General features: G+C 44.4%; 14 protein-coding genes. 10 read left to right on the top strand and 4 right to left on the bottom strand.

All coding sequences use genetic code 11. The annotated features are described in order from the left end of the window. A partial coding sequence (locus NT178_07770) for a hypothetical protein (protein ID MCX5812428.1) occupies window positions 1–803 on the top strand: 803 nt, incomplete at its 5' end. Window positions 804–965: 162 nt separating this feature from the next. Next, complete coding sequence (locus tag NT178_07765; protein ID MCX5812427.1) at window positions 966–1,394, top strand: hypothetical protein; 429 nt, start codon at window positions 966–968, stop codon at window positions 1,392–1,394. Here the strand turns inward: NT178_07765 and NT178_07760 are convergent. Beyond that, window positions 1,391–2,320, bottom strand: a complete 930-nt coding sequence (locus NT178_07760) for a LysR family transcriptional regulator (protein MCX5812426.1) — start codon at window positions 2,318–2,320, stop codon at window positions 1,391–1,393. The genes NT178_07765 and NT178_07760 overlap by 4 nt on opposite strands. Window positions 2,321–2,410: 90 nt before the next feature. On the opposite strand from NT178_07760, the gene ppcB reads away from it, so the two are divergent. The 8 genes from ppcB to NT178_07720 all read left to right on the top strand — a co-directional run bounded on the left by ppcB (window position 2,411) and on the right by NT178_07720 (window position 9,124). Further along, complete coding sequence (gene ppcB / locus NT178_07755; protein MCX5812425.1) at window positions 2,411–3,826, top strand: phenylphosphate carboxylase subunit beta; 1,416 nt, start codon at window positions 2,411–2,413, stop codon at window positions 3,824–3,826. 163 nt (window positions 3,827–3,989) lie between these two features. After that, window positions 3,990–4,547 (top strand): HAD hydrolase family protein, encoded by a 558-nt coding sequence (locus NT178_07750; GenBank protein ID MCX5812424.1) that lies wholly within the window; start codon window positions 3,990–3,992, stop codon window positions 4,545–4,547. A gap of 13 nt (window positions 4,548–4,560) precedes the next feature. After that, window positions 4,561–5,091 carry an HAD hydrolase family protein gene (locus tag NT178_07745; protein MCX5812423.1) on the top strand — a complete coding sequence of 177 codons (531 nt, stop codon included), beginning with the start codon at window positions 4,561–4,563 and terminating at the stop codon, window positions 5,089–5,091. 16 nt (window positions 5,092–5,107) lie between these two features. After that, complete coding sequence (gene ppcA, locus NT178_07740; protein MCX5812422.1) at window positions 5,108–6,553, top strand: phenylphosphate carboxylase subunit alpha; 1,446 nt, start codon at window positions 5,108–5,110, stop codon at window positions 6,551–6,553. Window positions 6,554–6,562: 9 nt separating this feature from the next. Continuing rightward, window positions 6,563–6,817, top strand: a complete 255-nt coding sequence (locus NT178_07735; protein MCX5812421.1) for a phenylphosphate carboxylase subunit gamma — start codon at window positions 6,563–6,565, stop codon at window positions 6,815–6,817. 35 nt (window positions 6,818–6,852) lie between these two features. Beyond that, window positions 6,853–8,160, top strand: coding sequence for a UbiD family decarboxylase (locus NT178_07730; protein MCX5812420.1), 1,308 nt, complete (start codon window positions 6,853–6,855; stop codon window positions 8,158–8,160). Then, window positions 8,157–8,726: a UbiX family flavin prenyltransferase gene (locus NT178_07725; protein MCX5812419.1), complete on the top strand. Its 570-nt coding sequence runs from the start codon at window positions 8,157–8,159 to the stop codon at window positions 8,724–8,726. Before NT178_07730 ends, NT178_07725 begins: the two co-directional genes overlap by 4 nt. 20 nt (window positions 8,727–8,746) lie before the next feature. Next, the gene (locus NT178_07720; protein ID MCX5812418.1) at window positions 8,747–9,124 is read left to right on the top strand and encodes a DUF120 domain-containing protein; all 378 of its coding nucleotides are present in this window, start codon (window positions 8,747–8,749) and stop codon (window positions 9,122–9,124) included. Between the two features lie 171 nt (window positions 9,125–9,295). On the opposite strand, the gene NT178_07715 is transcribed toward NT178_07720, so the two are convergent. The 3 genes from NT178_07715 to NT178_07705 form a co-directional block, all read right to left on the bottom strand. Next, window positions 9,296–10,507: a 2-hydroxyacyl-CoA dehydratase family protein gene (locus tag NT178_07715; GenBank protein ID MCX5812417.1), complete on the bottom strand. Its 1,212-nt coding sequence runs from the start codon at window positions 10,505–10,507 to the stop codon at window positions 9,296–9,298. Further along, window positions 10,504–11,637: a 2-hydroxyacyl-CoA dehydratase family protein gene (locus NT178_07710; protein MCX5812416.1), complete on the bottom strand. Its 1,134-nt coding sequence runs from the start codon at window positions 11,635–11,637 to the stop codon at window positions 10,504–10,506. The genes NT178_07715 and NT178_07710 overlap by 4 nt, the downstream gene beginning before the upstream one ends. A 165-nt stretch (window positions 11,638–11,802) precedes the next feature. Next, window positions 11,803–13,014: a thiolase family protein gene (locus NT178_07705; GenBank protein MCX5812415.1), complete on the bottom strand. Its 1,212-nt coding sequence runs from the start codon at window positions 13,012–13,014 to the stop codon at window positions 11,803–11,805. Between the last annotated feature and the right edge of the window lie 40 nt (window positions 13,015–13,054).

Raw genomic sequence — 13,054 nt, 5'->3', positions numbered from 1 at the left:
GAGGCTTTGTAACACCGCCCACACCGCCTCTCATATTCTTCACGATTATGACGGTTATCATGACTTTTTGGTGCGTTTTTGTGTGGGGATGCTGGCCTGCAGCAGGTATTAAGGGTGATCACCCGGCATTCGTTGGTTTCGGCACTCTTATCGTCTCCTATGCATTAGCCTATATACTTTTTATTACATGCTTTAATTTTGATTTCATGAAGGGCGCACCCTTCTATGCTGCTGTTGCACCTCCAAGCGGAGCATTCAATGCTTTTTCGAGTTTAGCTTTCTTTCTCACATGCCTTGCCGTGATTCTGGCATGGGTTGAACTCGATTTCTGGCCCATAAGCCTTATCCCGCCGAAGGCTCCTGCATTCGGTAAACAGCCCATCTGGGGTATTGTGGTCAGCATCGTTGTATGTATAATAGCATATATAATCAAAATGATCTTTGTAGATAACATGGGTATGGATGTGTTCCAATTCAGTCTGAAAGTACCTATCTGCTTAATCTTCGGAGAGTTTATCATGCTCCTTCTGTTTCAGACCGCTCCTGTGCAGACCATGAAACAACCCGGGAAGGGGATTGTCCTGATTGTCCTCAATATTATTCTCGCAGTTGTGATGTACTATCTCTATCTGTGGTTCAGCGTTCTTATTGCCGGTCCTTTGCCTCCTGGAGGCGCTACCGGTTATGTGCAGGAACTCTGGATTGCAACTGCACTTCTTGGTTTTACATTTCCAGTTATTGCATCGTATACGGGGTTTTTCAATTTCTGGCCTTTAACAGAGCCAAAACCGCCTAAAGAGTAAGGGTCATTTAAAAGGATATATTTATCTGCCCAAGAAGCGTCGTTAAGCAGCTTCTTGGGCAGATTGCGTAAAAGAGAAAATTTAGAATAAGCAAAACCGTTTTTGTCGGGAAAACTGTTAAAGTGCTTCATAAGATGATACAAAAGCAGGGGATACTTTGTTATGAAAAGCGATAATAATCCTACAGAGGGATCTTCCCACCAATTAAGCTCCCATATTATATCTGAGAAGCAGGATGGTTTTGAGGTTGTTGCCGTGGTATATGAGCTTAATGATGATTGTCTGGTTATACTCTATGGGGGTACGCGGCCCCATATAGGCGCTATAGGGATGGCCCAGGCAAGGCCGAGTTTAAAAGATCCTCAAGAAAATGCGGCAACCAGCTCGGTTTTTACTTACACAGGGCACAAAGAAGATATGGTAGCCAAGACATTGTCAGAAGAGCTTACCCGCAGGCTTGGGAGGAATACGGTAGTTGTGGCTGGCATACATTGGGATGACCTCTCCATTGAAAGTATTGAAAAGATCAGGTCTATATGTCAGGAAATAACTGAAAGAATAGTGAAAGAACTTTCCAAATCTGTATCTTAAGCCGGAATAATTGTATTCTTTAACTGCTGCAAATAGGATTCTGCCTTAAGATGTGCTATGTGATCCACAAACTTCTGAATTGATGTATCATATTTCTTTGATTTTAAAAATAGTACCGATACTTTTAGTGATAAGTTCTCCTTTAAGGGTATTACCTTCAAATATTTACGCTCATCATCCATTACTGCCCTTTTAATTAGGATAGAAACACCCTTGCCCTGTGATACCCACTCTTTAATAAATTCCGTGCTTCTCACATCGATTAAAACAGGAGGCGTTATTTTCATTGACTCAAGGGCTGAAAGGACCACTTTTCTTGTGGAGGAACCCTCCTCTCTTATAACCAGGGGATATTCCGCTATTTCCTGGAGCGATACAGATTCTTTTGTAGAAAGTGGATGATCGTTGCATGTTATAAGAACAAGCTCCTCTTTTAACAAAGGGAATGCAAAGACCTTTTGTGACGTCATTTGGTTTGCTAAAACCGCGACATCATTTTGCATATTGACCACTGTTTTTAGCATATCATCAGAATTTCCAAGATCAAGCTTTATCATAATATCGGGATAGGCTTTCTGAAAGCTGCCAAGTATAAAGGGCATCATTACCCTCGAGTATACCGGTGTTATAGCTATTTTTAACAGAGGTTTTGCATCTTTTTTTATGGCCTTGATGGTACTTTCCAGTCCTCTTGCAACTGTCTCTATTTTCTCAGCATACTTAAAGACCATCTTTCCTTCTTTTGTGAGTTGAAACTTGCCCTTTTCTCTTTTTAGTAGCATAGTCCCGGTTTGTGCCTCAAGCTGTGCAACGTGGTTGGAAACCCCGGGCTGTGTCATAAAAAGTATATTAGCTGCTTTAGAAAAGCTGCGCATCTTTGCGACTGCACAGAAAACAATCAGAGAATTTAATGAATATGAAAACATAATATTTTATTATAGAGTATAAGTAGAAATTAATTGACATGTCAAGTATTTAACGTAAGATTAACAAAAAATTAGGTTAAGGAGGTAACTATGGATTTGCGGGGCTTTATATCTCTATGCGAGAAAGAAGGGCAATTAAAAAGGATCAAGGCGGAAGTTGACTGGGAGTTGGAGATATCTCATATCTGTAAGATTGTAGAAGAGAAGTCAGGCCCGGCGCTTCTGTTTGAGAATGTGAAGGGATATGACAGCCCGGTTTTAACCGGTGCATTTGGCACTACCCAGAGACTGGCAATGATTCTGGGAAAAGACCCAAAGCTTTCTCTCGTTAACCTTACCAAAGAATGGGTGAATCTTGCTGTTAAGGAAGTAATTCCTGCAAAGGAAGTAACAGACGGCCCCATTTTTGAGAATATTGTTGATGGCGACAAGGTAGATACATTTGCCTTTCCATCTCCTAAATTTTATGAACTTGACGGTGGACGCTATTTCGGCACCGCAGTATTCATGGTTATTCAGGACCCGGAAACGGGTAAGGTAAATCTTGGAACATACCGCATGGGTATCCTCGATGATAAAACCGTCGGTGTACAGATCCTAAAAGGGAAAACAGCGGACCGGATCATGAAAAAGTATGCGAAGCAGGGCAAAAAGATGCCTGCATGCGCGATTATAGGAGGCGATCCTTTACACATCTTTGCCAGTGCTGCCACAGTTTCTGGAGCCAAAAGCGGGTATGATGTTGTAAGTACCTTACGTGGAGCCCCTGTGGATGTGGTGCGGAGTCAGATCTTCGGCCTCCCGATTCCTGCGGCTGCAGAGATTGTGCTGGAAGGTGAGATTGATCCTACTAAACTGAGAAATGAAGGACCCTTTGGCGAGTATACAGGCTACTACACGGAAGAACTCATTAAGCCTATTCCCAAACCGGCTTTGGATGTCAAACGTGTATACTACAGAAACAAACCGGTACTTTGGGAAACCAGCGTGGGCAGGCCCGTAGGAGACCAGCACATGCTCTATGCCTTTGCTCGGAACGCAAGTTTATGGATGGATCTGGACAAGATGCAAATCCCTGGTATCAAGTCAGTATATACGATGCCGGAAGCTTCGGGACGTTTCTGGGTGGTTGTTTCTGTTCAGCAGATGTATCCGGGCCATGCGGATCAGGTGGGCGCAGCGGTGATTGCAAGCAATACAGGTTCTTATGGAGTAAAAGGTATTATTATTGTTGACGATGATATCGAAGCAGATGATCTCCCGAGGGTCTGGTGGGCATTGGGCGTCCGCTATAATCCTGCAAGGGGCACGCAGATTATAAACAGAGGCAGGTCAACCCCTCTCGACCCGGCACTTGCAGAGGATGATAACAAGTTCCTCACATCGCGGATCATCATGGATGCAACCATACCGTACGATTGGAAAATCAAACCCACAGAGATCAAGCTTACAGAAAGCATAATGGATAAAGTGAAATCCAGGTGGAATGAGTACGGTATAGACTAATCAGCGAGCTTACGAGCGAGGGTCTACAAGTTTATATGCTATGTATGTGTAGATACCTGCCCCGGTTTTTAAGATGTTTCTTTTAGCATGAAAAGTATGCGAGAGGGGGCGACCCTCTTACGGGATAGGCGTAAGCCCCGGTAATTGACTAAAAGGAGGTAAAATGGCATTCGAAAAAGATTTGAATGATGCAAAGGAAAGGGCTAAAAAAATTAAACTTTTTTGCCATGATATTCATGGCGTATTGACTGCGAACAACATTTTTTGTGATATAGAGGGAAACAGGCGATACGGTTTCTGGCATATGGACGGGTTTGCGGATCTTTCCTTTACCGCAAATGGAATCGGTATTGCTTTTCTCGACACAACATCCATAGACGGAGAAGGCCTTTTCAGGGCCAAGGAACTGAAGCTTGATAAGTTCTACTATAGTGTGACAGATAAGTGGGCCAAGATTGAAGAGCTTAAGAAGGAGATGAACATAACAGATGAAGAGATAGGCTATCTGGGTTGTGAACTTACTGATATTGCCCCCATGGAAAGAGTTGGTTTTCCCATAGCAACGGCAGATGCCATTGATGAGGTAAAGGCCCTTGCCTGTTACATTACCAAAGCTGCAGGCGGTAGGGGCGCCATGAGAGAAATATGTGAAGTTGTAATGAGGGCCATGGACAAATGGGATGCATGGGTAGAGAAAGTAACCAAAATGGGTTACAAATAGAGGAGGCGATGCGATGAATAGAGCAGAGGCGATCGAAAAAGCAAAAAAGGTTAAATTTGTCATCCTTGATATCCATGGGATAATGACGGACAATACCCTGTACTATACACAGGAGGGGATAAAGTCTGAGCTTTTCTCTCTCCATGACAGGCTTGGAGTCAGGCTTCTTACAGAAGCAGGTATATCTGTTTCACTTCTCACAACAAAGATATCACGTGCAGATGAGCAGATGGCAGGCATCTATGGAATTCCGCCTGAAAGACGCTGGGGCCAGGGTGCAAAAATGGGAAGGGTTGAACAGTTTGAGCAGGAATCAGGCTTAAAAGATGAGGACATATGTTATGCAGGCGACGAGATGATAGACCTTGCAGTTATGAAACGGGTAGGGTTATCCGTAGCACCTTCAGATGCTTCACAGGAAGCAATATCGATTGCTGATTTAGTGACGTCCGCCGGCGGCGGAAAGGGTGTTGTAAGGGAAATGGCCCAGTTTATCCTTGAGGCGCAAGGCAAGTGGGATCAGATCGTAGAGAAGTTTAAATAATTTGATGGAGGAACAGATGGCTCATAAGTATTACAAAGACAACAGGGCATTTATAGAAGCATGCATAAAAACAGGCGATGCCATAGAAGTAAACGAGGAAGTTGATTGGGATCTTGAGATGGGCGCAATCGTCCGGAGAACATGCGAAAAGAAAGGTCCGGCCGTATTTTTTAAGAACATTAAAGATTATCCCGGTTTTGAATGCGTTGGAGCGCCTATCGCTACATACAGAAGGCTGGCAATTGCACTCGGTATGGATCCGGATAGCACAGTTCCTGAGGTGTCAGCCGAATATCTGAAGAGAACGTCAGATGAAAGCAAGGCAATGGCACCGAAAGTCATCACCAATGCACCCTGCCAGGAAATCGTATGGACAGGCGATGATGCAAACATATTAAATCTCCCTGCACCCATGGTTCATGATGGTGACGGCGGCAGATACATAGGCACATGGCAGTTTGTAGTAGCCAAGGATCTTGACACTCCTTTCGTGAACTGGGGTATGTATCGTCAGATGGCTTTTGATGAAAAGACAATGGTCGGTCCCGTACTTCCCTTCTCTGATATGGGGAAAATGTGGCACAACAAATTTCAGCCTGCAAATAAGCCTATGCCTTTTGCAGTAGTAGTCAATCCCGATCCTCTTTCAGCAATCGCAAGCTGCGCTCCTGCAGGTATTGCTGAAGCTGAGTTTACAAGCCTCCTTATGGGAGAGCCCGTAGAAGTAACCAAGTGTGTTACCTGCGATCTCTTAGTTCCGGCCCACGCAGAAATCATCATCGAAGGTGTCCTTGTACCAAACGTTATGATTGATGAAGCTCCCTTCGGCGAATATACCGGCTACAGAACAAGCCCCCGAGAACCGAGAACCGTGTATCACGTTAAGGCAATCACCATGAGAAAGAATCCCATTATGGCTATGTCCAATATGGGAATACCTACAGATGAAGGTCAGCTTTTAAGATCATTTTCTCTTGGCCTGGAAATGGATAAAATGCTCCGCGCTCAGGGAATCCCCATAACCGGCGTATATATGCTTCCCGAATCAACACATCACCTTGTTGTGGTAGGCGTAAAACCTGCTTATGCAAACATAGCTACACAGATCGGTCAGCTTTGCTTCGGCAGCAAGCTGGGTCCCTGGTTCCACATGCTTGTAGTTGTTGACGATAAAACGGATATCTACGATAAGGATGAGTTGATTCACGCACTCAGCACTAAATGCCACCCGGTTAACGGCATAAGAATAGAGAAATTCGGTGTAGGCACCCCGCTGAACCCCTATGCAACACCGGCTGAAAGACGTCTCGGCGTTGCCGGTAAAGTTCTCTTTGACTGTACCTTCCCTCTTGACTGGTCAGCTTCAGATGTACCTATCAAAGTATCCTTCGACAACGTGTACCCGAAAGATATTCAGGAGAAAGTTCTTGCAAAGTGGAAAACATATGGATTTAAGGAATAGGAGGATATTATGGCAACATGGGATACATATATAAATATAGATTTCAAAGACATGCCGGCAGAACAGGAGCGCGTTGCAATCATCAGAGACCTGACGCCTGGAAAGTATAAATACCGTGGAACATTTGCAAAGGTGAAAATATCCAAAGACGCAGCAAAGTATAAGGAAGAGCTCTGGATAAGACTCGGCAGAGGACAGCTTGTCCCGACGCCCTGCTCGATGGAGATAATTGAATTTACATCTCCAATACCCAAGGGTCTGTAGAGTTGATAAAATCCCTCAGGGAATATATTGAAGTAATGCGCGAAAACAGCCGGGTCCTTGAAATAAAGGACCCGGTTTCTAAAGAGGACATACCTGAGCTTATAGAGAAACTCTCGGACAGCAGAAAAATACTTCTTTTTGAAAATATCGAGGGCTACAGTTGCAGGCTTGTTGCAAACTGTGTTCCTTCTTTGGATATATTTAAAGTTTTCTTTGATGGCGCATCAAACCCCGGTGAGGCCTTTCTTGAAGGGGTAAAGAGAAGCCATGAGAAGGTGCCTGTAAAACCAGGGCATTTGAATACTGTAGATGTCCGGAATAAGGATCTTCTTGATTTCCTGCCTATCCTGAAATATTATCAGGGTGATTCTGCACCGTTTATCACAACGAGCATTATATCCTCAATTGATCCTGATTCCGGTTTTATCGGACGTGGAGTACATCGTATGGAGTATCGCGGGAAAAACCTGCTTGGAGCTACCTTACTCAACCCGCCTCTTGGAGATATATACCGAAAGTATAAGGAAAGGCATATAAAAATGCCTGTTACGATATCAATTGGCGTTGACCCGCTCTTCTTCATTGCCATGGCATTAAAAGCGCCCTGGGGCGCTGATAAAATGGGGATTGCCGGAGGGTTGCGAGGTAAGGGAATTGAAGTAATCTCATCTTTTGATTCATTGATTGATGTGCCTGCAGAGAGTGAAATTTATCTGGAGGGTTATGTGAGTCCGGATAAAGGTATGCAGGATGGTCCCCTCGGAGAAATAAGCGGCTATTACCTTACGCTCAAAGAAACACCTACCGTAGTGGTACAGAGGTTAACATATAAGGATTCTCCTATATACCATGCGCTCCTGCCAACTAGCCCTGAAGCCGATATGTATCTTATCTTTGTGAGTAGCGCACACATTGAAGAGAACGCAAAAAAACTTTTCCCCTTTATATCGAGGATTACCTTTATCCAGAAGACATTCGGGTCGTCCGTTGTGGTAAATGTGGGAAGTACTGAAAAATATAAGATACGCAGCTTGATCACGTTTTTACTTTCCTTTCCTATGGTTAAAAAGGCAGTAATTGTAGATGATGACATAAACCCCGAAGATTTAAGAGATGTAGAATGGGCATTGATTACGAGATGTTCACCAAGTGAGGATTTCATTATTGTGGAAGGCCTTCAGGGGCAGCCCATCGATCCTCAGGCTGAAAAAGGGGATGGAGTTACAAAAATAGGGATCAACGCCACGGTTCAGGGAAAATCAATAAAAGAACGGGCACATGTAGCAAAGGGGGACAGCGAAAGGGTAAAAAGGATCGTAAATCTCGCCGGGGGTAATAAATGAGTAAGCTTATTGTCGGGATAACAGGGGCAACCGGTGTTGTATACGGGGCAAGGACGTTAAAATCCCTCCGTGAGGCGGGGGTAGAAACGCACCTTGTGATCACAGAGTCTGCAGTGAAAAATCTGGAAATTGAGACGGAATACAATGTACAATCCCTGGAATCCTTAGCAGATGTAGTATACGATGTTGATGATATCGGAGCGGCGATTGCGAGTGGTTCCTTTAAGGTGGATGGCATGATTATTGCCCCCTGTACAATAAAGACGCTATCTGCAATCGCAAATTCCTTCAACTATAATCTCCTTGTTAGAGCGGCAGATGTAACGCTTAAAGAGCGTAGAAAGCTTTTGCTCCTTGTGAGAGAGACGCCTTTACATGAGGGGCACCTTGAGTTGATGCTGAAGGTGACCCGGATGGGCGGTATTATTATGCCCCCTGTTCCTGCCTTCTATCATATGCCAAAAACCATTGATGATATAATAAGCCAGACCGTCGGGAAGGTGCTCGACATGTTTTCTATTGATGCAAAGCTGTTTAGGAGATGGGGGAGCCAGGACGAGGCATAGGGTATTAACGTCCCGAAAAAATGAAAATAAAAGGCAAAGTAGTCAAAGGTATAGGCGAATCTAAGGAATTTCTTGCTATCGACTGGGTAAACCGGCAGCTATATGAAAAGCTCAAATTCCAACCCTTTCAGGGCACGTTGAATATAACGCTTAATGATGCGCAGGCGCAGGGTATTCTAAAAGAGAGGGCTACGGAAAGGCTTGTTCATCAGACAGAAGGTTTTTGTGATGCCGTCCTGATAAAGGGCCTAATAAATGACAAATATGAATGTGGAGTTGTCATTCCCCTTGTTGAAAACTATGATGAAAGGCTCCTCGAAGTTGTTGCGTCAATACATCTGAAAGATGCGCTTCATATAGAAGACGGCGATGAAGTATATCTGGATTTGTATATTTAGGGGATGTTGGATTAACCCTTGTCTGATCTATCCTTTCATCGTTAAAATTCCTCGAAGTTTTACTCAAGGGATTCTTTAAGGGAGCAGTTGAAAAACCCGGGTTTCTTAAGGCAATAAACGTTCTTACCATACTTCCAGATCTAATGCTGAGTAGCTAATTTGCTAAGAGCTTTAAGGCTGTAGCCTATCCAGTGTCTCGAAATATGCTTCAATCCTCGTTCTGATCTGGGTTTCCGAATAGAACCTCTGGTCACCCATGTCGCTCTCGAATACAAGTGCAGGTATACCGGTTCTTTTGGTAAGGATCTCTTTCAGTGTTGGTACTGCAAAGGAGACTGCCTTGCAGCTTCTATTCATAAACATAATCATGCCGTTCATCGAATATTTCTTGAAGAGTTCTGTTGCCATATCTGCTCTATCCTCAATAGTGGAATTCGAGAAGCGCGACACGTAATTCTCAGCGAGGGTAACGAGCGGGTCTTTGTCAAGATCGAACTCAAAGCTCCACGCATGAACATAAAGAGATGTCAGAATGACACCGCCGTATGATCCAAGAAGCTTTGCATGATCGCTGAATTTAAACCATACAGGGAGGTTTTCCCAGTATAGGCGGTACTTTTCTTTTTCTTTCGGAAGTACGCCAATCCCCTGATCAACCTTTGCCTGAATCTCATCACAAAGGGTCTGATAGTAATCAACACATTCCTGGGTGCCTCTCCGGTACACAGCAATTGCCATGCCTATGAGGGCATCAAAGATGCTGATGGGGGATGGCTTATATTGAGCCATATCAAGGAATTTTTTATAGAGTATGCTTGACTCGGCAGAATATTTCATCACCTCTTTGAGTCTGTCGTAATCAAACTTTCTTTTTGTTACTTCTTCAAGAAAACTGATTAGTTCTTTAAGCTGAAGCACACAGTATTTTACGATCTCCTTCCGGGTGTTGCTATCCATAACGTGTTCCGGGGTGTCAAAGACAAATACGGGCAGGTTGCCTTTTCTGGCAAGCACCTGGAACCATTTTGTAAGTGTAAAGCACTGGGCATTACATGCAAGAAAGAGATCAGGTTCAGGGATGCCCTTGGTGACTGTTATTCCTGTTTTTCTGTAGGCCAGATCGCTTCTTGCGTAGGCACATAAATGGTTTGTGTAACCCATACTCTCAACTACGGAACAAAGCTCGGCGCCTTTTTTTGCCGTGAGGTTTGCCACAGCGTGATTCTCCGGGTAGATAGGGATAATGTCGTGGGCAACAAAAAGTTCAACCGGTGATATTGCTGTTGAATAACCGATAAGTTTACCTTTTTCATGGGCGTGAAATGCATCGTCCATATATTCGTCGGTAATCTTCTTTGACATCTGTTTGGATGTTAGGTTCATAATGATCCTCCTTTTAAGGACTCAAAGAATGCCTGAAGTCTTGTCCTTACATGGGAAAGAGACAATGTCTGGTATTCCGTATCTAACGTGTGCATCAATATGCCTTCATTCTTTATCATTCTCTTGAGGTCAGGCAGGTCGTATTCCTGAGATTCACAAAACTCAATATGCACATATATAACAGCCCTTGCCTGCGTCTCTTTATAGAGCGCTTTCACTTCTTCGAAATTCTTGTAAACATTATCGTGTATCGGCGAGAAGAACCCTCTTCTGAAGTGCCTTTCCGTGAGGGCATCGATAGGATTTCCGTTAGTCGGGACAATGCCCTGGATATAACGTGTCCCTACAAGAAGAGTATCCCCGACGATGTTGAGTCTAACCTCGTCAAAGAGGTCGTATATCTCAGGAGGATCACAGGTAATGCCTACAAGGATTACATCGGTATACCCATTGTTCTTACCGGACTGCAAACTATTTTTTATCTTCTTTAAGCTCTGGTTCAACTCTGCCTTGTCAACCTGCTGTGATAGTTTCATTAAGGCGAAGAGTTCTTTATTGGTTAAGGCTGCCGGATTTTTCTTTTTAATCTCGTATATCTCTTTTAGAAGGGTCTTATTTTCATTATGTATTTTAATAGCTTCCCACAAGTCTTCTTCTACAATCTTTTTTCCTGACCAACCGGATAGTGATGATATGATCCTTTCGATCTCCTCCTTTACCCAGTACCGCGCACTTGGTCTATCAGCCTGACGTGGCGCAAGATAACTTTCCACATATTTGTCCGGAAAGTTTATCCTCCAGATATCGGATAGGTGTTGGGTGGTATCACAGACCTGCGGTAGAACAAAACCATCAAAAAGGTCACCCTCATAACTCAATACAAGCTCAAGGTTGCTTCTTGCCAGGGAACATGCGTTGTCCGGTAGGTGGCTTGGAGCTTTTTTCAGCGGTTTGTTTGTACCCATAATTGTAACAGGTAAAAAGCCGAATGCATGTATCACCTCTTCGGGGACATCAGCAAAGGTACTGCCAACTACCTTTTTCCCCTTATCTTTTATCCATTTTCGTATGGATGGGTAAGGATCTTTTGCATATTCCACAACCTCATTAATGGTCAAATTGTCCCACATAAACCCTCCAAATGGATAAAAAATTTTCACACATTATAAGAAATCCCTTTTATTCTTGTCAAGAAATGAAAATAAAAAAGGCCGTTCCCCTCAACGAGGAATGGCCAGAGTGGGGAAGAGGATAAGCCGGTAGTAGTTTCCGGCTCATCCTCTTACATTTCGATTTTAGCCTACCTTAAAGATCATGGAAGCGCCGGTATCGCCTGCAGCACAACCGGTCCAGAGACAATAGCCTCCGCCAAGGATAGCCATCTCTTCCAGCATCTCGGCAATGATCCTGCCTGCTGTTGGAGCCTGGGGGTGTCCGTATATCAGGGAACTTCCGTAGTTGTTCATAGCCATGACATCTATACCCATTTTTTTTGCGAAGTTGAGGTCGTTTGTTGCAAAGGGGTTGTGGCTCTTAATAGCCTTCATATCGGTAATTTTTAAGCCTGCATTGGCAAGGGCCATCTCTGAAGCAGGTACAGGGGCTGCAGCCATAAAGCCCGGTGCGACACGGGAGAAACCGAAAGATATAACCTGGATTTCAATACCCGGATCAGCGCTCAGTTCTTTTGCCATATCACGGTTAGTGACGATAAAACCGCAGTTACCGTCGGCAGGGAATGTTTGTGCGCCGAAGCTGTGGACTCCTCCCTTTTCAGCCGGTCCGAGCTTGGCCAGACCTTCTGCTGTAGTAGGGGTTACGCCTTCATCCGTCTCTATCAATTTAGTCTGTTTCTTGGAGAGCTTTACCTCTGCGGGGAACATGTAACGTTTCTGGAAAGCACGGTCATTAGCCAGCGCCATCTGATACTGCTCATAGCGTCTTAAAACCACTGCATCGCATTCTTCTTTGGTGATCCCTACCTCTGCTGCTACCTTTTCGGCAGTCTGAACCATCTTTAAAGGAGGAAATACATTGGGATCGCTGTTGAAGTTGTCCATAAGCCAGTTTTCTGCTATTACCTCGCCTCCTGGGCCCATGGGGTTCGGCCATACGGTGTGTGCACCATTGGAGCAGCGGTCAGTCATGAGGCCGAAGGCCACATTAAAAGCTCCCTGTTCTATGGCAAGCGCAGCGAGATTGAGGATTGTTGTAGATGTGGTGCAGGCCTGGCTGACCATGAGGCCGGGCAGGAACTTCTTATTGTCTGTAAGCATGCCTGCTGCCCAGTTATGGCTGTAGAACAGGTGATGCTGATGGATGGTAATGCCGAAATACAGATAGTCCAGTATGCCCGGATCGATCTTCTTCTTCTCCAGAAACCACCTTCTTGCTGTTTTGGCGCCTAACTCAATTGCATTTTCATTCTGCATGCTTCCCTGCCAGCGGCTGAATGGTGTTGAATAGTAGCCATTGTAGGGTATGTACGCCTTTGTAAAAGTTTTCATGTAACTACCTCCTGATTAATTGATTTGAACTGCGAGAGAT

The sequence above is a fragment of the Pseudomonadota bacterium genome (assembly GCA_026388255.1).
Taxonomy (GTDB): domain Bacteria; phylum Desulfobacterota; class Syntrophorhabdia; order Syntrophorhabdales; family Syntrophorhabdaceae; genus JAPLKB01.
The sequence above is the reverse complement of the archived record's forward strand: the minus strand, read 5'-3'. Positions and strand labels throughout refer to the sequence as shown.